Here is a 24,269-nt window from a genome sequence, read left to right on the forward strand (position 1 = left end):
GGATACCCGCGTGTCGCCAAGTTTGGCATGGGAGGCCCTGAGATGCTGGAAAAAGTCAATCTGAATAGTAGTGTCGCCGTGTATGTGCAAATAGAGAACCAGGTGCGCTTCGCCGTCGCCGCGGGCAAACTGAAAGCGGATGACCAGTTGCCTTCCGTGCGGGAACTGAGCGAGCGGTTGGAGGTGAACCCGAATACCGTGTCGAAGGCGTGCCGGGATTTGGAAGTCATGGGCATCGTCTACACGCGGCGTGGAATGGGGATATACATCCAAAAGGGCGCCGAGGCCAGGTGCCGCTCCGCTGTACGCACGCAGGTCATCGAAAAACTATACGAGGTCGTTGGTGAGGCCCTGGCGGCGGGATTTTCGCACAAGGAAATGGGGGCAATCGCAGACAAGCTCTGCCACGCCGGCGTAGAACCCTACGCAATCGAAAGCAGCCTCGTACGATCGCTGACGAAAGTTTGACGCGCCGGTAACCGGTAATGAATTGAAATCACTCGCACTATGGGCTTGGCCCGGAGCCCGGGATCGTTTGTCTGCGACAGTGAACAAACTTGCGCGCGCGGTCTTGATTTGTCAGCTCATGACTACACGGTAAGCCTTGTTCATTCGGCACTTCGCCTGATTCTGCAAGAGGGCCGCCCGACCACCATGCCGGGTGCAGTTCGTGATTCACGACTGCCGCGTGGCCCGTATCGCCGGAAAGCGAACAAAACCGAAGCCGGGCCGTCCGGCATAGGTCTCGCAGATATTGGTCTTTGAGCACGTGTCTTCGGGCAAGATGCGCGCCTACTTGTTCCTTGTCGAGGTAGTTCTTGTCCAAAATTCGGGGAATGGTATGCCGTTCTATACCAGCGAACGGATTTCTTCCGGAGGATTTGCCCTGCGTCTTGGCATGATTCCATTCAGACTGTAGGGTCTTGTGAGCGTTACTCACACTGACCGGTTACGGGCGGCTGTTGCTGTCGCTGGGAAACGACAGTTAGTGGAATCGGCCTTTCGGGGAAGAAGGTGACCAGAAGTCCGAATCAGACGTAGCCAGTCTGCCCAGTACTCATTGTCGTCAAACCAGCCCTGCAATTTATCGATCTGGTGGAGAAATTTCACGGATCATGCCCGCCGCACGCAGCACGGACATTCAACGAGGCCCCGGGGCGTTGGGTCTTACTTGCCCTCCTCGTTATTACTCGAACCGTGCCACTTGCAATCCCTAGCAACTTCGGCTATTTTGGATTTAATATCCAAATTGGACGACATGCATGTACTTTCACAGGGACCTCGAATCGGCGTTCATAGACGCATCAACCCAGTTCCCGGTCGTCCTGCTCACCGGCCCGCGGCAGGTGGGGAAGACCACCCTGCTCCGTCACCTGTGTGGTACGGACCGCCGCTACGTCACCCTGGATGACTTGACCCTGCGGTCCTTGGCCAATGAGGACCCAAGGTTGTTCCTCCAGCGATACCGGCCCCCGGCCCTAATTGACGAAATCCAGTATGCGCCAAACCTGCTTCCATACATTAAGATGGAGACGGACACGTCCCGAACGCCCGGGGCATTCTGGCTTACCGGCTCGCAGCAGTTCCATATGATGAAAGGAATCACCGAGAGCCTCGCGGGAAGGGTCGCCGTTGTACGCATGCTGGGCTTCTCCCGACGGGAACTTGATCGCAGGAAACCCGTTGCCGGTCCCTTTCTTCCGACCCGGCATGCCCTCGAAGAACGAGCCGCGACCGCTGCTGCGTCGAAACTCGATTCCATCTACAAGTTGATCTGGATGGGTTCGTATCCTGCGTTGCACGCGGGTTCGGTGCGTGACCGTGATCTGTTCTACAGTTCGTATCTTCAGACCTACCTTCAGCGCGATGTACGCGACTTGACCCAGGTCGGCGATCAGCAGTCGTTCGTTCGGTTCATCAAAGCGTGCGCGGCACGGACCGCGCAGATGCTGAATCTTTCCGAACTCGCTCGCGATGTCGACGTCAGCGTGAAGACCGCCAAGGCATGGCTTTCCATCTTGGAGGCGAGCTTTCAAGTGGCGTTGGTTCAACCATACCATTCCAACGTCACCAAGCGATTGGTCAAGACACCCAAGTTGTATTTCCTGGACACCGGGCTCTGTTCGTATCTCACCGAGTGGTCATCGCCGGAGACGTTGGCGTCCGGCGCAATGAGCGGCGCTTTCTTCGAAACCTTTGCGTACACGGAGATTCTCAAGAGTTGGTGGCACCGCATGCGCACACCGAACCTTTACTACTACCGGGACAAAGACACCAAGGAAATCGATTTCGTAATCGAGCAGGATCAAACGCTCTACCCGGTGGAGGTCAAACGAAGTGCAACACCCAAGCGAGAGTGGGTCCAGGCTTTCGTTGTCTTGGACCGCTTGAAAAAACCAGTGGGCGAGGGCGGAGTGATTTGTATGTGTGAAGAGATAACCCCGCTGAGTCTCGGCACGAATGCTATACCAATCGGCGTGGTGTAGCTGTGGCAACAAGTCGGAATGATTGTGGGCGTGGCTGCGGCTAAGACAGTGATTCGAAGCAACGCAGTACCACGAAGTGCGTAGACATTATGCGAGTTAACACGCAGCGTTCGTATCAGTAGATCACCCAGGAAGAGAAACTTGACAGACTCTGACAATCGATGCCGGTTCTCGGCAAAAGGAGTAGGAAAACAGACGCCGGACGATCTGACACGTAACCGATTGTATAGGAGCGAGTTACGAGATGGTGGGCGGTACTGGACTTGAACCAGTGACCCCTTGCATGTCAAGCAAGTACTCTAACCACCTGAGCTAACCGCCCACAAGGGGAAGAAGGAAGTCTAGCAAAGGGCCGGGCGGGCGTCAACAGGCAGGCAGGCTGCTCGCTTCGAGTAGATTCTTGCTTGAGGCAGCAGGCTGCCACGTGGTTGGCTACGTCGTTCGGTTGTCACATGGTACGGTACGATTAGCGAAGGTCTTGACAGGCGCCGGGCACCGGGTCGTTTAGTTCGGTCATCAGGGTTTTGGAGTTGCCGCACCCAATAACTGCAGGATTTCGAGTATCTCGATGCGCGCCCGGTCCGCCTCGCCGCGGTCCATCGGCGCTTTCCATTCGAAACCTTTGTTGGCGAAGCATGCGTCGGTGATCCGCGCAGGCGTCTCGCGCAGCAGCGTTTGTGCGCGTTCGACGATGGCAGGATCTGTAGTCTTGTCTTTCGCGGCGGTCACGGCCTCGTCCAGGATTGCGAGGTACTCGTAATCTTCGACTCCTTCGCGCATCGCTTCGATGTGTTTGCCGGTCGTGACGGATGCCGCATCGAGGAACAATGGTGTGTAACAGGTACCCTTTGCGGCGTATTCGTTCCACGCCGAGCCGCCGCCGGTGTCGCCAAACGCCCAGAAGTACGAAGCCGTTGCGTTGTAGCGCCAGCAATCCCACGGTTGCAGCCGGTGGTACGAATACGGGTCGAGCACGCGCACGGGCCCGCTGCACGAATAGAATTCGAGCGACTTTCCCTTGCCCGGCAGCGACGCGAAGAACTCCCGGTACGGTTGTTCGGCCTGGTAGAAAATCTGCCGGTTTGGACACACTGCGTCGCACGCCGCAATGCTCGCCGATTCCGTGACAGCCATGGTGCGGTGGGTTGGATCGATCCACAGCCGGATTCCGGTATTCGCCTCGCGGAGCGGTTTCGCCCATGCCGCAATCGCTGCGTCGTGCTCCGGCTCGTACGGTTCGTCCATCAGCAGCACAGCGAACTGCTCGGGTTTCAGCTCCGAAGCGCGAATGTGGTCTGCCCAGAACGCAAACCACGCCTTCGCGGCGCTATCGAACGGCGGCGTTCCCGCGGGCATGCTCGCGAGATGGTTCGACACGGCTGCGAACACGCAGTACTGCGCAGCGCCGCGCCACCGCGCGATCCATTCGTCGAAGTGTTTCGTGTCCGGCGGCGCGGTCATGTTCCCGTCGGCGTCGAAGCTGCCGTACGGCAGCACCTGGCTGGCGCCCCACGGCGAGTCCACGAAGTGCTCTTTCAGGAATGCGACGAGCGGCTCGCGGTTCTCCGTTGTCACGCCGTACATGGACGGCTGGTCGGTGTAGTCCCATCCGCCGCAGTGCAGGCGCGGCCGATCGGGGAATTGGATGGGATACACCGCGAGTTCGATCGGAACTTCGCGCGCGCCCAAGTTCGATTCGAGTTGTATTGTGCCGGAATACGTGCCCGGTTCGATGCCCTTGGAATGTACCGTCAACCACACTTGCCGCGTGAGACCCGAGTGAACGTGAATGGAGTAGGAATCGCCGTCGCGCCTGGCCGGGGGGAGCGCAGCTTCGACCGGCTCGCCCATGCGCGTATCTGTCCACGTAGCTTCGTACACGGCGATGTACGGTGGCGCGGCGCCGCCGGGCAAACCGGCAAAGCGCATCGTAACTTTCACATCGTCTTGCGTCGCATTTGCGAGGTAAAACGCGCCCGATCGGAATTCGTTCAGCATCATGCGAATGCTCAGCGCCAGCGCATCGCCCCGTTGGGGGCGATCGTAGGGCGTGCGGAAGTCCCATCGCGGCGTCGCGCGTTCACCCCACACGGTGATTGGTTCCGCGCCGGCCGCGGCCCAGAGCCGCGCTTGCGCCCGAAACACACGCGCGTGCGCCTCGTTCAACGGCAGGATCGCTTTGAAGCCGGCGGGGAACGCCGCGGGTAGATCGGCGAGCCCGCCCTGCACGGCGTCCAGTTCCACGGCAACCGCGTTGCGAACGGTTTCCTCGGCCGACGCGGCTTGCGCGCGGACGCCGTCGATGTCCCGTTGAATCCGCCGTTGCACCGCCACGCGCATTCCAAGGCGCGACGTGTAGGCCGCGATATCGTCGATCGCCTCGCCAGGCATCGGCGACGACAGCCACTCCGCGTCCCCTTCGTACACTTCGATCTCGTCCACAAACGTGTAGGGTTCCGCGAGCACCGCCAGCGCCACATAGCGTCCGTGCGCTTTCAACTCATCCGTCCAGAACCAGTGCAACGCATACTTGCCGAGTGGCGGCGCATGTTTGCGCGCGCTCAAGGTAACGAGATCGCCAATCCAGTGAAACGCGCGCGCGTCGCCGCCGGCGAACAATTGAATCGAACTGGGCCAATACACGCCCGCAACTCCCGCGGCGGTCGTGTACGAGACGCCGCGGATCGGTTTGTCCGCGCCGAGATCGATTACGATCACGACGGGCCGCGCGTGCTGCCAACCCACCGTGGACGGTTGCGTCCAGAAATGTTCGGCCGTAAACACACCATCGGTGAGTTGCGTGGCGTCGCCCGCTTCGGTGCAATACGTATAGTTTGGTGCGGGCTCGAGCGTGTATGGAGCCCCCTTCGCACTATTCGTGAACGGCGCTTCAGGCGCCTGGGTGAGCACCGCGATCATCACGGCGAACGCGATTGTGTGCATGAGGTCCCCCCTCTCACACCGGCACAGTTGCCGCAGCCGCCGGTGCGCCGAATCCACTGTATCTCAATGCAACATTGATTGCACCGTGCGCCGGCGGTGGGCGGCGACGCGTCGAAACTTTTCGAGCAGGAAAACGGATCAATGGCGTGTCCCGTTTCCGGATGCTATGCTACCGCGTCCGGTTTTCGCGGGTTAGCGGGAGTGAGCATGAAGAAGACGCACGTGGCCGTCCTGATGGGCGGCGTCAGTTCTGAACACGAGGTATCGCTGAAGAGCGGCGCGATGGTCAGCGGCAACATCGACCGCGCCAAGTACGATGTGACGCAGGTCGTCATCACGCAGGAGGGCCACTGGAAATTTCCCGGCGAAGACCTGCTCGATATCTACCACGCGTTGCCGCGTCTGCGCGAGTTGAAGGTTGACTGCGTCTTCATCGCGCTCCACGGCCCCTTCGGCGAGGACGGCCGCTTACAGGGCATGTTCGATGCACTCGGAATGCCGTATACCGGATCGGGCTGCGCCGCGAGTGCGCTCGCGATGGACAAGATTCACTCGAAGGCCGTCGCGCGGCAGGCGGGCGTTCGCGTCGCGGATCAATTTCTGCTCACGCGTCAGGAGTGGGACGCGAACCGTGCGGCGATCCTCGCGCGCGTGGAGAAGGAATTCGATTATCCGTGTTTGATCAAGAGTCCCTGCCAGGGTTCGAGCATTGGCATGGCGATACCTAAGGACGTCGAGCACTTCAAGAAGAGCCTGCTGGAAGTTTTCATGTACGGCGATCTCGTGATGATCGAAAAGTTCATCAACGGCACCGAGGTGACATGCGCGGTGCTCGATGTCGAACCCGGCGACCCGCCGCGCGCGTTGCCCGTCACCGAGATTTGCCCGGTCGATTCAGAGTTTTTCGACTACCACGCGAAGTACACGCCCGGCGCTTGCAACGAAATCACCCCGGCGCGCATCTCGCCCGAAGTCACGAAGAAGGTGCAGGCCGTTGCCGAACGCGTGCACCACGTCATCGGGTGCAGCGGGTTCAGCCGCAGCGACTTTATCCTCGACGGCGACGACCCCGTGTGGATTGAAGTCAACACCATTCCCGGCATGACCGAAACCTCGCTCTACCCCCAGGCCGCCGCCGCCGCCGGGATCGCCTTCCCGCAGATGCTCAGCCTGTTTATCGAGGAAGCCCTCGCGCGGAAGTAAATAGTCGTCAATTCGCCTTGAATGCCCGTCCCCATACCGGCAAACTGTCGGCATGTTGACGCACCTGTCGATACGAAATTTCAAGCTCTTCCAGCGCGCCGATATCGAGTTGGGAAATGCCGTCGTACTCATAGGACCGAACAATTCGGGCAAGACAACCGCGCTGCAAGCACTGGCCTTATGGAATATCGGACTTCGAAAATGGAACGAAAAACGGCAAGGTAAGGCGTCGCCTGAGAAACGCCCAGGGGTGACTATCAACCGGCGCGATCTAATTTCGATTCCCGTTCCAGGTTCGAACTTATTGTGGAGGGACCTCCATGTCCGCGATATAGAACGCGTCTGGAGCGACGACGAAGGAAAGAGGAAGCCGAAGACCTCGAATATTCGAATAGAAATCGAAGTTCGTGGGGTCACGCGCGACAAACCGTGGAGTTGCGCATTTGAGTTTGATTATGCCAATGATGAGTCTTTTTATTGCCGGCCACTACGAATTGGCAACGGTTCGAGGTCAGGTCGTATGGAGGTGCCATCGGAAGCGGCCGAGGTAAATGTCGCTTTTCTGCCGCCCATGTCAGGCCTTGCAGCAACAGAGCCAAAGTGGGAACCTGGAAGAGTAAACGTTCTGGTCGGCGAGGGACAGACCGCACAAGTCTTGCGCAATCTCTGTTTTCAGATTCACTCGAAGACCGACGGGGGGAATGATTGGCGGCGCGTCTGCAGAATCATGAGCGATCTGTTCGGGATTGAACTTCTCGCGCCGGAATATGTCGCGGAGCGCGGTGAGATTACGATGGCCTACAAGCAGCGAAGAATCCAACTGGATATTTCGTCATCCGGCCGCGGTCTTCAGCAAACGCTGCTGCTCTTGGCGCATTTGTATTCCAATCCGGGTACGGTACTGCTTCTCGACGAGCCTGACGCCCATCTTGAAATACTGCGCCAGCGAGAGATTTATACACTTCTGACCAATACGGCTGGCGCCCAAGGCTCTCAGATTATTGCGGCAAGCCATTCGGAAGTTATTCTGAATGAAGCTTGCGGCAAGGATACGGTGATTGCATTCGTCGGTACTCCCCATCGAATCGACGATCGTGGAACTCAGGTGTTGAAGTCGCTTCGGGACATTGGGTTTGACCAATACTATCAAGCCGAGCAAATGGGGTGGGTTTTGTACTTGGAGGGGCCGACGGATTTGGCAATTCTTCAAGCGTTCTCCGACACACTTGGCCACACTGCGCGCAAGTACCTTGAGCGACCGTTCGTCCACTATGTGAGTTCGAATCTTCCAAGCCGCGCGGAAGCGCATTTTTTTGGTCTGCGGGAGGCGAAACCGAATTTGGTAGGAATTGCGGTCTTCGATCGGCTCGAAGTCACACTATCTTCCACCGAAGACTTTGTAGAAACTATGTGGTCCAAACGCGAAATTGAGAACTATTTGTGTGCAGAAGACGTGCTGCTGGCATATGCGCGGCGGGATGAAGCGGACGATTTATTTTCAGCCGCTGAGCGCGAACCCAGAGAAGAGGCCATGCGGGCGGCAATTCGGGAAGTGTCTGACGCGCTGAAAGTCCTCGACATGCCTAGTCCGTGGTCTGACGATATAAAGGCGTCGGACGATTTCCTCGATAGAGTGTTTCGCACCTTCTGCAAGAAGCTCCGCTTGCCGCTCGAGATGCGAAAATCCGAATACCATCAATTGGCAAAACTCGTTCCGGCCCACGAGATTCATCAAGATATTGTCGAAACGCTCGATGAGATTGTACGGATCGCCGCACGCGCCCGGCCAGGGCGCTAATCGGAGCGTTTCAGGCCAGGCCATTAGCTGGCGAAATCGCATGGCCCGCCGGATGCGCCCTGCACGGTCTTATGCTATTCTGGTTGTCTTCGCGCGGCCGAACGGGGGCCGCGGGGGTAATGGGCGCACTTCCAATCGTTTGGTGTGTGTGCGGACGCAACGTGGTCGGACTATCGAATGCGAACGCAGGAGGGTGTTATGAGCGAGGGTACGGGAATGACACGCAGGGATTTCGCAAAGTATACGGCGGCCGCGGGTTTGGCCACGTTGTTGGCCGATCCCATCGCGGCGGCGAAAGAGAAGCCGCTGAAGGTCGGTTTGTTGGGCTGCGGCGGACGCGGCACGGGCGCGGCGGGGCAGACGCTGCTGGGGAACCAGAACATCAAACTGGTCGCGATGGCGGACCTGTTCGAGGACCGCTTGCAGGGTTCGCTGAACAGCCTGAAGCAAAACAGCAAGATTGCGCAAAAGATTGACGTCGGCAAGAAGAATATCTTCGTCGGCCTCGACGCGTACAAAGGCATTCTCGAAACCGACATCGACATACTGATCGAGGCGACGCTGCCTTACTCGCGCCCGAAACACTTCGAAGCGGCGATCAACGCGGGCAAACACGTATTCACCGAAAAGCCCGCCGCGGTCGACCCGGCAGGCATTCGCCAGTTCATCGCCGCGGCCGAGAAGGCGAAGGAGAAGGGACTTACCGTTGTCGCGGGAACGCAACGGCGCCACAGCCTCGATTACCAGGAAACGATCCAGAAGATTCACGAAGGGGCCATCGGCGACATCACACACATGCGCGTGTACTGGTGCGGATCGCTGCCCTTCTGTCACCCGCGCAAACCGGAGTGGAGCGACTTCGAAAACTGCGTGCGCAACTGGTACGCGTACTGCTGGGTCTGCGGCGACAACATCGTCGAGCAACACGTGCACAATCTCGACATCGCCCACTGGGTCATGCAGGCGAACCCCGTGTCGGTGTTCGCGTCCGGAGGCCGCGCGTGGAAGACGAACGATCCGAAGTACGGCGATCTGTGGGACAACTTCTCCTGCGATTATGAGTACGCCAACGGCGTCCACGTGTCGAGCTTTTCGCGCCACTGGGGCGGCGCGGACGGGGGCGTGTTCGAGGAGGCGATCGGCACGAAGGGCCGCAGCACCTGCCGCGACTTGATGAGCAGCGGAAAAGAAAAGATGGTAGACCCTTACGTGCAGGAGCACATCGACTGCGCGAACAGCGTCCGCGGCGTTGTGCCGTATATCAATGAAGGTGTCCAGGTCGCGGAAAGCACGATGATGGCGATTGTCGGCCGCATCTCCGCGTACACCGGCAAGGTCGTGAAATGGGACGACGCGATGAAGTCCGACCTTTGCATTGTCCCCGCGGACTGGGATTTCAGCAAGTCCTATCCGACAGGTCCGGTCCCGATCCCCGGAACGCAACCGGCTTAACGCGAATCAGGCGATTATTCCGCCGCCTTCGCCATTCGGCTTGGGCGGCGTTTTTTTGCGCTCTTGCATGTCCGTCGCAGTTGTTCATCGGTTGCCGATTCCGAATGACGAGCGCGAAACCGGCGGACCGTGAACAGAAGACGAAGTGCGCGTTACCCGCTTGACTTCCCCCACCCCCTGCTTCACACTCGAATGCGCCCAGTGGACTAGCCAAGAGGGACGCTCGCTGTGGACGCCCGGACCGCGGAAGCCCACTTCAAAGAAGCCGACTCGCTGTACCGCGATGGCCGTTATGCGGAGGCGCTTGACCGTCTGATCGAGCTTGACGAGGCGTACCCGAACACGCCGAACGTGCTTTTTCCGCTGGCGCGGTGCCTGCGCCGGGTCGGGCGGGTGGACGAAGCGCTCGGAATCTGCGACGACCTCATCACGCGGTGTGGCGATCTGCGGGCGCTCGAATTGCGCGAGTACATCCGCAAGTCGCACGCGCCGGAAGCCGAAGAGTCGCTCCAGCCGCAGGCGTATTCGGTCGCGGGCCTGAACCAGGACGCGCACGCCGGCGTGCTCGACGACCTGCTCGGCGAACAGCATGGCGCGCCGCCGCCGTTGCCACCAATGAGAGCGCCCGCGCCGTCGAAGCGGAAGTACCTGATCGTCGGCGGCATCGCGGCCGCTGTTGTCCTGATCGTGCTGCCGCTGGCGATGGGCCTGATGCGCGGCGCGCCGGAAGCCGCGCCGGAGCAAGCGCCGGCTGTCGAGACGGCACGCGAAGCGGGTCCGATGCAATCGGCAACCGATACACCTGCGCAACCCGTGCAACAGGCGGAACTCGATCCGCCGATACAACCCGAGGAAGCGAAGCGCATTCTGGTCAGCCTGGTAGTCATCGCCATTATGCTCATTGTCGCCGCAAACACGGCGTCGCTGTACCTTACCCTGATGATCACCGGGAAACTGCCATACGATGTCGTACTTGATAATCTCCTCAACGTGGCGTTCATGGCGGTTGCGCTTTCGCTTTTGAACACCGTTCTGCCCTGTATCGGGTTGGCCATCTCGTTCTACGTCCTGTACAAGTCGTACGAATTCACCATAGTCGATTTTCTCATCTGGTTCGGAATGAACATCGGCGTCGGCTTTGCGATTGGACTTATCGCGCAACTCGTTATCGCCGCCGCAGGAATGTCCATCGCCTAACACATCGCGCAACCCGATCGCGGGCGCGCGTATTCATCGGATTGACAGTCGAACGCCGAGAATGCCTCGCAGCCCCAAAGTCCTTTACACTCAGCGCCAATGACGCAATCCCAAAAAGACGCGATTTGGTTCACGATTGCCGTTTCGCTGAGCGCCGTCATCCTTGCGGGGTTGTGGATGAATGCGCCCGCGCCCGCGCCGCCACGCCCTGTGCCTTCCGCGTATTATGTCTGGCAGTTGCAGTGGAACGACGACGTGCGCGACGCGGTGCGTCTCGCGGATGCCACAGCGAACGCGTTTATGGTGCTTATCGGCGAAGTGAACGCGGCCGGCGGCGAACTCCGCCTCCAACGCGGCTATCCCGACTGGAACGCATTATCGAAGGCGCATTCGCCGGTCACCATCGTCCTTCGCGCGAACGCCGCGTTGGGCGACCTGCTGCAAGGCGAAGCGCGCGAACGCGCCATCGACTACATTGCCGATACACTCGACGCCGCGATTGCCGAAGCGAATACAAAGGGAACGACGATTCGCGGCATTCAACTCGATTACGATTGCCCGAGCGCGAAGCTCGCGTCGTACGAGATTCTCGTGGACGCGCTTCGCCCGCGCTACGGGAAACTGGAAATGTCGATCACGGCGCTGCCGACCTGGCTGAAGTGGCGTGACTTCGAGCAATTGATCGATACCCTCACGTACTACGTGCTCCAAGTCCATTCACTCGAAAAACCCACGGCCTTCGACCAACCCATCACGCTGTGCGACACGGGCCGCATCCCCGGTTACCTTCGCCGCGCGGCGTCTATCGGCGCGCCGTACTATCTCGCGCTGCCGACCTACGGGTACCGGTTTGTGTTCGACGAGCACGGCAAATTCGTGTCGATCGTCGCCGAAGGCCCCGCGCCGGTCGTAAATTCCCGCCAACGCGTCCGCACCGTCATGACCGATCCCGGCGACATCGCAGCAACGGTCCGCGCCATCCGCGCGAACCCGCCGCACGCGCTCGCGGGCTACGTTTGGTTTCGCCTGCCCGTCGCGTCGGACGAACTCAACTGGCCCTGGCCAACCCTCGAAGCCGTCCGCGACGGCCGCACGCCCAAGACTGTGTTTACCGCCGAGCTCCGGAACCCGAGCCCCGGCCTCTACGAACTTCACATTACGAACGCCGGGGAGACGTGGCCGCCACAACCAATTCGAGCGATGATCTCGTACACGCCAAACGCTATTCTCGCCTCTGACACTCACAACGGCTTCGTCGCCGAATCGCGGATGACTTCATCCACGATTCTCTCCGGACCGGCTCCTCGTCCAGGACAATCAGTTCTCTCCGCGTGGTTTCGCATGACGCCGTCGCGACCAGAATCCAGCCCGCCGGCTATCACGGTGGGACACGTGGAACTCGAAAACTCGCACGAATAGGATTATCTCCACCGGATGGACACCGGCGTCGCGCCGAGAAGTCGATCAGGCGGCGGTCATTTTCGCGACTGCAGTCTGCTGCGCTGTGCATCGCGGACGACTTCGCCGTGCATCTCGGCGATGTGATCGCGCAACTGGTTCAGGACCTTCCGGCCCTCTGTAGTAAGAAAATACTCCCGCCTTGCGCGCGCGCCGCGCCTGCCGTCGGCTTTGCTGCGCAGCCAGCCGTATTGTTCCATGCGGCGCAACAGGGGGTAGAGCGTTCCGGGGCTAACGTCGTAGCCGTGTTCGCGCAGTTCGGAGAGCATCCACTGGCCCACAAGGGGCCCCTCCCCGGCGTGGTGCAGGATGTGGACTTTCCAAAACGCGAGGAGCACTTCGCGGGCGAGTATCTTGTTTTTGTCTTTCATTACGATTATCGTATATGACTTTCGCAACCAGTCACCTTGGGGACCGTGTTAGCATGAACGTCGTTATCCCGAATCGGAGTGCGGCCGCGTGAACTTTGCTGCTTCGGCCATGCGGCGGCCCGTGACGGTGTACGTCAGCGTCGTTGCGTTCATGCTGGCGTCAATAATCGCCGTGCAACGCATGCCCCGCGACATTTTCCCCGATCTGGGTATCCCCGTCATTTACGTTGCCCAGCCGTACGGCGGCATGGACCCCGCGCAGATGGAAGGGTACATTTCCAACTATTACGAATACCACTTCCTCTACGTTACCGGCATCGAGCACGTTGAATCGAAATCGATCCAGGGCGTCGCGCTGATCAAACTTCAATTCCACCCCGGCACCAACATGTCGCAGGCAATGGCCGAGACCGTGGCGCAGGTGAACCGATCGCGCGCGTTCATGCCGCCGGGCACGGTGCCGCCGTTTGTCACGCGATTCGACGCCGGCAGCATTCCGGTCGGTTTCCTCGTGTTCTCGAGCGAATCGCGCTCGCTAGGCGAAATGCAGGACCTCGCGCTCAATCGCGTCCGCCCGCTATTTGCCACGCTTCCGGGCGTATCCGCGCCGCCGCCGTTTGGCGCGAGCCAGCGCTCGATTGTCGTGCGCGTCGACGCCGAGCGGCTGCGCGCCTACGAGATGTCGCCCGAAGAAGTCGTCACGGCGATTAGCCAGGCGAACACGATCAGCCCATCGGGCAATGTGCGTATCGGCGACTACATCCCGATGGTGCCGATGAACTCGATCGCGCAGAACGTCAAAGACCTCGAAGCGGTACCCATCCGCACAGGAAGCACCCAAACCGTATACCTCCGCGATCTCGGTGTCGTCCAGGACAGTTCCGACATCGCGACGGGCTATGCGCTGGTAAATGGCCGAAGGACGGTGTTCATTCCGGTTACCAAGCGCGCCGACGCGTCGACGATGAGCGTCATCAATCTCGTGAAAGAGAACATGGCCAAGTTCCAGGCGGTATTGCCGGAAGACGTTTCGGTATCGTTCGAGTTTGACCAATCGCCGTACGTGACGCGCGCGATCACCGGGCTTATTTCGGAAGGCGCGCTCGGGGCCGTCTTGACCGGCTTCATGGTGCTCTTGTTCTTACGCGACTGGCGCAGCTCGCTGATTGTCATCGTTACGATACCGCTGTCGTTGTTGTCGGCCGTGTTTGCACTGTGGCTCACGGGGCAGACTGTGAATCTGATGACCCTTGGCGGGCTTGCGCTCGCGGTCGGCGTGCTTGTCGACGTGGCAACGGTTGTCATTGAAAACATTCATACGCACTCGCACCGGCTCCGAAAGCACAGCGAACACGGCGAGCGGCAGGAGAAACTTCATCTCGAACACGCGCAGCGGGTCATTTCCGCACGCGCGGCGCTGGACGCGACGCGCGAAACCGCGCTGCCGATCCTTCTCGCGATGCTGTGCATTCTCGCGGTATTTATTCCGTCGTTCTTCATGACGGGCGCCGGGCGCGCATTGTTCGTTCCGCTTTCGTTGTCCGTTGGCTTCTCCATGGTTGCGGCATACCTGCTATCGAGCACACTCGTGCCCATCCTGGCGGCGCGTATGCTGCGCGGCAATGGTCATGCGGGCCAAGGAAAGTTCTCCTTCGCGGCGTTTCAGCGCGCGTACGCCTCTTTACTCGCCGTGCTGGTTGGCGCGCGCTGGGTGTTGGTGCCCGCGTATCTTGCGGCAAGCGTCGCGCTGTTGGCGTACTTTGTGCCCAAACTGGGAACGGAAATCTTCCCCAAAGTCGACATGGGCCAGTTCCAGATGCGTCTTCGCGCCCCGACCGGTACGCGCATCGAGAAGACGGAGCAAATCGCGTTGACGGCGCTAAAGACAATCGAAAACGAAGTCGGCGCGGAGAACCTGACGATATCGATGGGGTTCGTCGGCATTCAGCCGCCGAGTTATCCGATTAACACGATTTATCTTTGGACGGGCGGTCCGGAAGAAGCCGTGTTGCAGGTCGCGCTGCGGCATGATGCCGGCATTTCCGTCGACGCGCTCAAGGAGCGGTTGCGCGAACTCTATGCCGAGTGTTTGCCGGATGTTCAATTCTCGTTCGAGCCGAGCGACATTGTCAGCCGCGTAATGAGTTTCGGTTCGCCGACCCCCGTCGAGGTCGCCGTAAGCGGCCCGGACCTTCCCGCGAACCGCAGGTTTGCCGAAACACTGCGCGCGTCCCTGCGATCCGTGCCAACGCTGCGGGACCTTCAGATCGTCCAGACTGCCGATTACCCCACGGTGAACATCGCCGTGGACCGCGAACGCGCCGGCACTATGGGCGTTACGATGACGGACGTTTCGCGCTCGGTGGTTGCGGCGACATCGTCGAGCCGTTTCGTCACGCCTGTTTACTGGGCGGACCCCAAGAGTGGCGTGGCGTACCAGGTCCAGGTCGAAATTCCACAGGCGCAGATGAACTCGGTCGAGGAGATTAAGACAATCACCGTCGCGCGTAAGCACGGCGAACAGTTGCTCCTGCAGGACGTCGCGGACGTCACGCGCGGACAGACCGTCGGCAAATATGACCGGTACAACATGCAGCGAATCGTCACGCTCACGTCGAACATCGGCGACACCGATTTGGGCCGAGTCGCGACGGACGTATCGGGGGCGATTGCGGCGGCGGGCGAGCCTCCACCACGGGTCTCCGTCGCGGTGCGCGGCCAGATCGCGCCGATGGAACAAATGCTCGGCGAATTGCAGACGGGGCTGCTGCTCGCTGTCGTCGTGATTTTGCTGCTCCTTGCGGCGAACTTCCAGTCCTTTATTCTGTCGTTCGCCGTGGTGTCCACGGTCCCCGCGGTGCTCGTCGGCGTCGTCGCCGCCTTGTACGTGACCGGGACGACGATGAACATCCAATCGTTTATGGGCGCGATCATGGCGATTGGCGTGTCCGTCGCGAATGCAATCCTTCTGGTGACATTTGCGGAACGCGCGCGCGTCGAAGGATCGGCAACGCAGCAGGCGGCGATACACGGGGCAACGAGCCGACTGCGCCCCATCTTGATGACGAGTTTTGCCATGATCGCCGGCATGTTGCCGATAGCGTTGGCGCTGGGCGAGGGTGCAGAACAGTCCGCGCCGCTCGGTCGCGCCGTGATCGGCGGACTCGCGGCCGCGACAGTTGCCACTCTGTTGATACTGCCGCCGGTATTCGCGATCGTGCGCAGGACCAAGGCGGCGTCCAGCGTATCGATTCACCCCGATGACCTGCGGCAATCGCCCTGACATCGTGACCGTTCTTCAGTTGCGGAGGAATTTGAGATGACCTGTTCGATGGCGAGTGCTTGCCGCAGCACGGCAATCGCGTGTACGTTGGCCGCGTTTGCCGGCGTAGCCTCGTTCGCGCAACCGCCGGCGGCAGCGCCCGCGGAGACGCCAACCGTCACGGTTGTCCCGCCGCGGCAAAACGAAATCACGCAAAAGGTCAAACTCCCGGGCAATCTCGTTCCGGACGAACAGGTGTCCGTGTACGCGAAAGTATCCGGTTACCTCGACGAAATCTCCGTCGATCGCGGTGTGACCGTGACGAAAAGCCAGGTCATCGCGAAACTTTCCGCTCCGGAGATGGAATCGGAACTCGCGCTGGCGGAGGCGAAACTGCGCGCGGCGCAGTCGCGCACGGGCCGCGCGCGCGCGAACGCGGAACTCGCCAAGACCACGCAGCAGCGACTTGCCAAACTCCACGCCGCCGAACCCGGCGCGGTCACGCAGGAAGACGTGGACGACGCGGAGGCGAAGGACAAGATCGCGCAGGCGGACGTTGTTGCGACGGACGCGGAAGTTGGTGTCGCCGCGGCGGACGTGAAGCGATTGAAAACGATGATAGATTATCTGACCGTGCGCGCTCCGTTTGACGGGACGGTCACGCAGCGGTTCATGGATGCCGGCGCGTTCATCGCGGCCGGGGCCGGCGCGAAACCAATTGTCGAGATTACGCGCGTGAACAAACTTCGCCTGGCATTCGATTTGCCGGAACGGCTCGCACCGTTCGTGAAGACCGGACGGCCTGTCACCTACACGCTTGCCGCACTACCGGGGAGAACGTTCAATGCGACGATCGCGCGGCGCACGGACGCGCTCACGCCCGAGTCGCGCACGATGCGCGCGGAAGTCGATATTGACAATACGGAGGGCCTGCTCTCGCCCGGCATGTATGCATCGGTGCAGATTCCGCTCGGCGGCATCGCGGGCATCAGCATTGTTCCGTCAACTGCCTTGCGCACAATTGATGGAAAAGTCTGCGTGCTCGCGGTTATCGACGGCGCAACGAAAAAGCTGCCAGTCGAATCGCTTGCAGACGCCGGCACGGATGTGGTCGTGTCGGGGGAACTGTCGTCCGACATGCAGATCGTTGTTCAGGGACCGGCGACGCTGGCGGACGGTCAGGCGGTAAACGTGAAGCAGGCGAAGTAGGGCATGTCCAGATTAGCGCCAATCGCCAATATGGAGTGTGGCAGCGGAGTCCGCTTCAGACGGCGCTACCGCTTTCGCTTCCGGCGGAGCCGTGATCCTCTTCAGATCGCGTTGGGCTATAGCGAGAATCGCTCCGCGGTAGCCAAAGCGGCATCGCCGAAGACCCTGCTGCCGCACTCCATACCGTGCAACTCTCGCCGCATACGATTCGTAGGCTTCGTGCTCACGTTTTTGACGGTCTTTGCGGGGTGCGCGACGCAATCGACTACAGTGGTTTCCGCTACCAGTCCAACCACTTTGCACGATACGCAGAAAGTAACGGCGGTCGTTGCGCCATCGTCGCCAGCAGCGACGGTCGAGTCGCAAGCGAACGCAACCGATCGGACACGATCAATCGCGCTGTCGGAAGCGATTCGAATCGGGTTGGAATCCAATCTCGATCTTGCGTTGGCGCGGGCGCAACACGAGATTGCGCAGGCGCGCGCGATGGCAAGCACGGGCGCTTTCATACCGACATTGGACGTCGGCGCGGGAACGACCCGGATTGACGGACTTGTCCAGGGCGCGTTTGGCGATTTTCGCGACATCGACTCGCGCGGCAAGACGGCGGGTCTCGCGTTCGGCCTGCGGGTGAACATCGGCGCGCGGGTCTGCGAAAGTATCGCCGCGCGCCGCGAATGCGATGCTGCGTTGCTCGGCGTCATGGCGTCCGAACAGAAACTAATTCTCAGCATTGTCGAACTATACGAAAACCTCGTCCTCGCGAAAGTCTCGCGCGACATCGCGCAACAACTCGTTCAATCCAGCGGCGAGTTCGATCGGATTGCATCCACGCGCTACCAGGGCGGTGTCGGCCTTGGCTCGGACGCCGCGCGCGCGACGGCCAACCTCGCGGCGAGCAAACAACAACTCGTGCAAGCGGAGAAGCTGTGGCGCACGACAAGCGTGCGGCTCGCGGTCGTGTTGCGACTCGATCCGAAGGTGTTGCTCGATCCCGCGGATACGCAGATTGAACCGTGGCAACTGCCGCCCGATTTCGGCGGCGACGCGTACGCCGAGAACGCGGCGAACCGGCCCGACGTTCAGGCCGCGCACGAACAGGCCGATGCCGCAAAACAATTGTTGCGCGCGCGCTGGTGGGACCTTGCCGCACCCGAGTTGTACGCGGAATGGCGGCTCACCGGCATCGGCGGCACAGGCGACACCGCTGAACCGGATGACGGCGCGGCATTGAGCAGCGCAGCCGGATCGGTTGGGCGTTCCGCCGTCGCATGGCGGAACACCGGCAACGCGATAGTTCAGGGCACGGACCCGATCCCGCCGTTCACTTCAGCGGCCAGTTCCGGCGGTCGAGCGTACTACGCGTACAAGAACCTCATCGGATCGACGCAACAGGAAATCGATAGCCTGGAGCGCCAAGAACGCTATGGCATCGGCCTGAACTGGAACTTGTCTTTCGCAAAAGCCGCCCGAATCCGCGAACAACGCACAAACGCGCAAGCCGCCGGTCTTCGAGCGCAGAAAGCGGAAGACGCCGCCATCGGCGAAGTGCGGCAGGCGCAGGACGACGTGCGCGCTGCGATCGAACTCATTACACTCGCGCAAGACGAAATCGTTTCCATCGAATCGAGCCATCGCATGAGCCTTGCGCGGTTCACCGGGGGCACGGCGCTTGCCTTCGAAGTGCTTGACGCACAAGACGCCCTAACCGAGGCCCGCCTCAAACTCGCGCGCTACACGACCGATCTCAATGTCGCGCAAGCCCGCCTCCTCGCCGCATCCGGCATCATCGAGCAGGGTAACGTTGGAGCCGACGCACCGGCGCCCTAACACCGAAGACTAAGCGGACCGCCATTCCATTTGCTATGCTAGGGTCGGGCTGACGGGAGTGCGTTTGTGCCGAATTACGACGTGATAGTCCTTGGCCTTGGCGGAATGGGCAGCGCGGCGCTGTACCATTTGGCGAAGCGCGGCGTGCGCGTGTGCGGCGTCGAGCAGTTTGGCATTGCGCACGACATGGGCAGCTCGCACGGCCAGACGCGGATGATTCGCAAGGCGTACTTCGAGCACCCCGACTACATCCCGCTGGTTGAGCGCGCCTACACGTTGTGGCGCGAACTGGAATCGGAATCCGGCGCGGAACTGCTCATCGAGTCCGGCCTGTTGCTTTCCGGCAAACCGAATTCGGGACTGATCAAGGGGCTCGAAACCTGCTATCGCGTGCACACGCTGCCGCACGAGCGCATCGACGCGGCGGAAGCGATGAAGCGCTATCCGCAGTTCAATCTGCCGGAAGACCATGCCGCCTATTGGGATCCCGTCGGGGGATTTCTCCGTGTCGAGGGTTGCGTGGACAAACACGTGCAGTGCGCGCAGAAACATGGCGCGGACGTGCTCATCCACGAAGACGTGCTTGCGTGGAGTTCGGACAAGGACGGCGTATCCATCACCACGACGAAGCGCGAGATGCGCGCGAACAAACTGGTGCTCACCGCGGGTGCGTGGACCACGGCGTCGTTCGTCGAGTTGCTCGTGCCGCTGCGCATTTTGCGCAAGCTGCAGTTTTGGTACACGTCGCCGAACCTTGCCGAGTACCGGCGCGGAGCGTTTCCCGCGTTTTACGTGGATACGGATGCCGGCGGTTTTTACGGCTTCCCCGCGATCAACGATCTTGGCATAAAAATCGCCGAGCACACGGGCGGTGAGCGCGTGGACGATCCGGACCAACTCGATCGCGGCTTGCACAAGGGCGATGAAGCGAATGTCCGCGGGTTCGTCGCGGACGTGCTTCCCCGGTTCCAGCCCGAGCGCACCAAGTTCAGCGTCTGCATGTATTCGATGACCGCCGACGAACATTTCCTCGTCGACCGCCATCCACGCCACCCGAACGTTGTCCTCGCTGGCGGCTTTTCCGGCCACGGTTTCAAGTTCTCGTCTGTCATCGGCGAGGTCCTCGCCGACCTCACGCTCGAAGGGCGGACGAGCCACCCGATTGGTTTCCTCGGGCTCGGAAGGTTTACGTCCTTTTAGAGCGATTCAAGAAACGTCGTAGCCGATATGTCCCGTAGGTTTCGGTGCAAATCGAGTGTGCGATTTCGATTACGAGCACGAGCACGAAAACGCAGCTACGTAATATCTCAAATTACTTTAGCGGCTGCGCACGAAATGAAGCTGGCGGAACGCATTCGATCATACGGTCCGCCAGCCAGAGATCTGAATTGCCGCTATGTGCGAATTACGCGCAGGAATTCTTCCGGCGTGACAATGCCGTCCTTTACTTTGAGGCGGCAGCGCTCGGCCATCGTCTTCAGTTTTGCCGCTTTCGTGATCTGTTCGATGGGCGCGTCAGCGGCGATCATGCGTCGGATGTCTTCCGACACCTCGATGATTTCGAAAATGCCCGTGCGTCCGCGATTTCCGGTGTGATAGCACGAGTCGCAGCCCTTGCCGCGATACAGCTTTTTCGTCGTTTCGGGCAGGTGCAGCGATTTCAGCAACGGCTTTGAGGGCGTAAACCCTTCGCGGCAATCCGGGCAAATTTTGCGCACGAGACGCTGCGCGACCACCGCCGTCAGCGCGCTCGCGATCAAATACGACGGTACCTGCATGTTGCGCAACGTCGAGATTGCTTCCGGCGCGTCGTTTGTGTGCAGGGTACTGAACACGAGGTGGCCGGTCATCGCCGCGCGGATGGCGATGCGCGCCGTGTCCGCGTCGCGAATTTCGCCCACGAGCAGCACGTCGATGTCCTGCCGCAACGCCGCGCGGAGCGTTGTCGCGAACGTGACCTCGATGTCCGGGTCGATCTGCACCTGGTTGATGCCGGAAAGCTGGTATTCGACCGGGTCCTCGAGCGTCACGATGCTGTCCGTCAGCACGTTCTTCTGGTTCAGCGCTGCGTAGAGCGTCGTCGTCTTGCCGCTACCCGTGGGGCCGGTGACCAGGATCATGCCGTAGGGCTGATTGATGACGCGCGCGAGGATTTTTTCGTCGTCCGATTCGAGGCCAAGGTCTTTGATCCCCGAAAGCACCGCGCTCTGATCGAGCAACCGCAGCACAACGCGCTCGCCCAGGTAGGTCGGCAGCGTCGCGACGCGCACGTCGAACTCGCGCTCCTTGGATTCGATGCGGATGTGGCCGTCCTGCGGGCGCCGCGTCTCCGTGATGTCGAGGTCGGACATGATCTTGACGCGCGAGACGACCGCGGCTTCGATCTCCGGCGAGATGCTCATCACATCGTGCAGCACGCCGTCGATGCGGTAGCGCACGCGCATCTCCGGCTCCTGCGGGTCCATGTGGACGTCCGTCGCGCCGGAGTTGATCGCCCCTTCAATAATTGTCGAGACCAACTTGATAACCGGCGCGCCTTCGGCTTCCTTGGCGATTTCGTCGAAACGGCGCTTTTCCTTGATGTCTGTAACAGGTGCCACGGTCTGCTTCTCCTCTCTAGGCGCCGCTTCTTTCGCCGCCGCTTTTTTGCCCTTCTTTGCTGTACCTTTGCCATCGCCGGATTTCTGTTTCAAGGCGGGTTCCGCCGGTTCGGCTTTGCGGCCGCCGCTCAAGACGTTTTTCGTGCCCGCGTACCGCGCGCGGATTTCCGCGGCGACGTTGTCGCAGTTCGTCATCAGCGGTTTGATCTGTTTGCCCAGCATCCTGCCGAGGTCGCCGAGGCTTGCGCGCACCTGCGGCTTGCTGATGAGGACGGATAGTTTGTTTCCGTCCAGCGAAATGGGAATTAGTTGATACTTGAGCGCGTAACTTTCCGGCACCGCCTCGAGCGCGTTCTGATGGCTCGGCGTTTCGTCCAGTTCGCTGAAATCGAGGTCGTACTGTTTCGCCAGGGCGGAGTTGATGATCCGCCGCGTGACCAGGCCGCGGCTCATGAGGATTTCGCCGAGCAGCCGGCCGGATCGCTTTTGCTCCGCGAGGGCCTGATCGAGCTGGTCTTTGCTGATGGCCTTGATCTTGACCAGCGCGTCGCCGAGGCTCGATTGGTCCGACGATTTTGCCGCCATGCCCGGCACGCGAATTTCGGTGCGCAACGCCTGGTCGATCGCCGCGTAGGTGACTTTTCCCATTTGCAGCAGCGATCGGTGCCACGGAACGCCGGTCGCCTGTTCGCGGGCCTTGGCCTTGTCCAGGTCCTCCCGCGTGATGATTTCGCCCTTGACGAGCGCGTCGCCCAAACCTGCTTGTCGCTGTTCTTCCGCCATTGCGCCCTCACCCTTCCCCGTTGCAGCCCCGGATTTGACCACACACCTTGGCCCACTTGCAGCCGATTTGCATTATAGGCGGCTTTCGTAAATTGGTAAAGAACTTTCTCCCCGCGCGGTCACCGCGCCCAATCCGGCACTTCGCCAATAGTGATCTGGAACACCGGCACGATTACGAAGTACGCCAACAACGTTACCAGCACCGCTGCAATGACGTTGAGAATAAACCCCGCGCGCATCATTTGCGGGATGGTCACGTAGCCGCTGCCGAACACCAGCGCGTTGGGCGGCGTGCCCGCGGGCATCATGAACCCGAGCGACGCGCTTAACACCGCGGGCAGCAAGACAAACAGGGGATGGCATTCGAACACCCGCGTCGAGGCCGCCGCCAGCACGGGAATCATGAGCATCGTCAGCGCGGTGTTCGACATGAATTCGGTCAGCGCGATCACTGCCGCGCAGATCAGGAATGTCATGACGATTGGGTGCGTGGCCTTGACAAACGCCAGCTTGTCGCCTACCCAGTCGACAAGGCCGGTATCGTCAAACCCTTTTGCGATCGCGATTCCGCCGCCGAACAGCAACAGGATTCCCCACGGAATCCGTTTCGCCCACTCCCATTCGAGGGCGAAACGACCCTTGCGAATATCGACGGGCAACACGAACAGCGCCATTGCGCCCGCGATTGCGACGGTCCCATCGTCCACGAACTTCGGATCGGGCAGTACACGCGCCCAGCCGGGAATCGTCACGCTCCCGAGCGGAATGTCCTGTCGGAACACCCACCCCAGCGCGGTCAGGACGAAAACCGAGGCGACTATCTTTTCGCCGCGGTTTGGGGCGCCCAGCGCCCGCAGGCGTTCGGCGATCAGCGCGCCCCCTTCCGCGTCATCGCCTTTGCCGCCCGGCAACCGATACATCCATCGCGCCATGATCCACCATGCCAGCGGAACGAAGATGGACACGAGCGGGATGCCAAAGAACAGCCATTGGGTAAACGTGATGCGCGGCGCCTCGGGAAAGAGCTTCGCCATTTGCCCCAAGAAAATCACGTTCGGCGCCGTGCCGACGATGGTCCCCACGCCGCCGATACTCGACGCGTACGCAATCCCCAGCATGACGGCCGTGCCGAAGGGCGCGACCCATGCCGCGTTGTGCTCTTTCTCGAATTGCTGGATTACTGCCAGCGCGATGGGAATCATCATCATCGTCGTTGCGGCGTTTGAAATCCACAGCGAGATCGATGCGGACGCCAACATGAACCCCAGCACCAGCCGGCGCGGGTTCGTGCCCGTCACGCGAATGATGTGGAGCGCGATGCGCTCGTGCAGCCGCCATTGCTGCATCGCCATCGCAATGAAGAAACCCCCGGCGAACAGGAAGATGGTCGAATCGCCGTAGCACACCGCCGTGTCGCCCGCCTTCATGACGTTGAGCAACGGAAACGCGATGAGCGGCGCCAGCGACGCGGCCGCGATGGGTATCGCTTCCGTCACCCACCACACACCCATGAGCACCGCGACGGCCGCGACGCGCTGCGCCTCGGGGCTCAGGTCCGCCGGACGCGGCGTGAGCAATACCGCGCCGAACAGGAGCGGACCGAGGAGCAGGCCCGCCGCTCTAAACCGATACGGAACAGGTGCTTCGCCCGGTTCGCTCATGATGTTGCCGACCCCT

Annotated in this window: 15 protein-coding genes and 1 tRNA gene; 11 read left to right on the forward strand and 5 right to left on the reverse strand. The window is 60.7% G+C overall.

Annotated elements, in window-relative coordinates; translation table 11 throughout:
• Window positions 1-42: 42 nt before the first annotated feature.
• A complete protein-coding gene (locus tag HUU46_19710) occupies window positions 43-468 on the forward strand; it encodes a GntR family transcriptional regulator (protein NUM55873.1) in 426 nt (141 codons plus the stop codon).
• 794 nt (window positions 469-1,262) lie between these two features.
• A complete protein-coding gene (locus HUU46_19715) occupies window positions 1,263-2,486 on the forward strand; it encodes an ATP-binding protein (GenBank protein ID NUM55874.1) in 1,224 nt (407 codons plus the stop codon).
• A 245-nt stretch (window positions 2,487-2,731) separates the two neighbouring features.
• On the opposite strand, the gene HUU46_19720 is transcribed toward HUU46_19715, so the two are convergent.
• Window positions 2,732-2,808, reverse strand: a tRNA-Val gene (locus tag HUU46_19720).
• Between the two features lie 194 nt (window positions 2,809-3,002).
• Window positions 3,003-5,429, reverse strand: coding sequence for a hypothetical protein (locus tag HUU46_19725; GenBank protein ID NUM55875.1), 2,427 nt, complete (start codon window positions 5,427-5,429; stop codon window positions 3,003-3,005).
• A gap of 207 nt (window positions 5,430-5,636) precedes the next feature.
• Here HUU46_19725 and HUU46_19730 point away from each other — a divergent pair, with 207 nt between their 5' ends.
• From HUU46_19730 to HUU46_19750, 5 genes are all read left to right on the forward strand, one after another.
• Window positions 5,637-6,632, forward strand: coding sequence for a D-alanine--D-alanine ligase (locus HUU46_19730; protein ID NUM55876.1), 996 nt, complete (start codon window positions 5,637-5,639; stop codon window positions 6,630-6,632).
• Window positions 6,633-6,684: 52 nt separating this feature from the next.
• Window positions 6,685-8,430 (forward strand): AAA family ATPase, encoded by a 1,746-nt coding sequence (locus HUU46_19735; protein ID NUM55877.1) that lies wholly within the window; start codon window positions 6,685-6,687, stop codon window positions 8,428-8,430.
• 198 nt (window positions 8,431-8,628) lie between these two features.
• Window positions 8,629-9,882 (forward strand): Gfo/Idh/MocA family oxidoreductase, encoded by a 1,254-nt coding sequence (locus HUU46_19740; protein NUM55878.1) that lies wholly within the window; start codon window positions 8,629-8,631, stop codon window positions 9,880-9,882.
• 228 nt (window positions 9,883-10,110) lie between these two features.
• Window positions 10,111-11,079: a tetratricopeptide repeat protein gene (locus HUU46_19745; GenBank protein ID NUM55879.1), complete on the forward strand. Its 969-nt coding sequence runs from the start codon at window positions 10,111-10,113 to the stop codon at window positions 11,077-11,079.
• Between the two features lie 99 nt (window positions 11,080-11,178).
• Window positions 11,179-12,498, forward strand: a complete 1,320-nt coding sequence (locus HUU46_19750; protein ID NUM55880.1) for a DUF3142 domain-containing protein — start codon at window positions 11,179-11,181, stop codon at window positions 12,496-12,498.
• Between the two features lie 56 nt (window positions 12,499-12,554).
• Here HUU46_19750 and HUU46_19755 read toward each other — a convergent pair whose 3' ends face one another.
• Window positions 12,555-12,908, reverse strand: coding sequence for a helix-turn-helix transcriptional regulator (locus HUU46_19755; GenBank protein NUM55881.1), 354 nt, complete (start codon window positions 12,906-12,908; stop codon window positions 12,555-12,557).
• Between the two features lie 109 nt (window positions 12,909-13,017).
• Between HUU46_19755 and HUU46_19760 the strand changes: the two genes are divergently transcribed.
• From HUU46_19760 to solA, 4 genes are all read left to right on the forward strand, one after another.
• Entirely contained in the window at window positions 13,018-16,191 is a 3,174-nt protein-coding gene (locus HUU46_19760; GenBank protein ID NUM55882.1) for an efflux RND transporter permease subunit, read from the forward strand.
• 36 nt (window positions 16,192-16,227) lie between these two features.
• Entirely contained in the window at window positions 16,228-17,379 is a 1,152-nt protein-coding gene (locus HUU46_19765) for an efflux RND transporter periplasmic adaptor subunit (GenBank protein NUM55883.1), read from the forward strand.
• A 219-nt stretch (window positions 17,380-17,598) separates the two neighbouring features.
• Window positions 17,599-19,209 carry a TolC family protein gene (locus tag HUU46_19770; GenBank protein NUM55884.1) on the forward strand — a complete coding sequence of 537 codons (1,611 nt, stop codon included), beginning with the start codon at window positions 17,599-17,601 and terminating at the stop codon, window positions 19,207-19,209.
• A gap of 66 nt (window positions 19,210-19,275) precedes the next feature.
• Window positions 19,276-20,409, forward strand: a complete 1,134-nt coding sequence (gene solA, locus HUU46_19775) for an N-methyl-L-tryptophan oxidase (GenBank protein NUM55885.1) — start codon at window positions 19,276-19,278, stop codon at window positions 20,407-20,409.
• Window positions 20,410-20,603: 194 nt separating this feature from the next.
• On the opposite strand, the gene tadA is transcribed toward solA, so the two are convergent.
• On the reverse strand, window positions 20,604-22,592 hold the full coding sequence (tadA, locus tag HUU46_19780) for a Flp pilus assembly complex ATPase component TadA (protein NUM55886.1): 1,989 nt from the start codon (window positions 22,590-22,592) through the stop codon (window positions 20,604-20,606).
• A 119-nt stretch (window positions 22,593-22,711) separates the two neighbouring features.
• Window positions 22,712-24,253, reverse strand: coding sequence for a DASS family sodium-coupled anion symporter (locus HUU46_19785; GenBank protein NUM55887.1), 1,542 nt, complete (start codon window positions 24,251-24,253; stop codon window positions 22,712-22,714).
• Window positions 24,254-24,269: the final 16 nt, after the last annotated feature.

The organism is Candidatus Hydrogenedentota bacterium (assembly GCA_013359265.1).
GTDB lineage: Bacteria > Hydrogenedentota > Hydrogenedentia > Hydrogenedentales > SLHB01 > JABWCD01.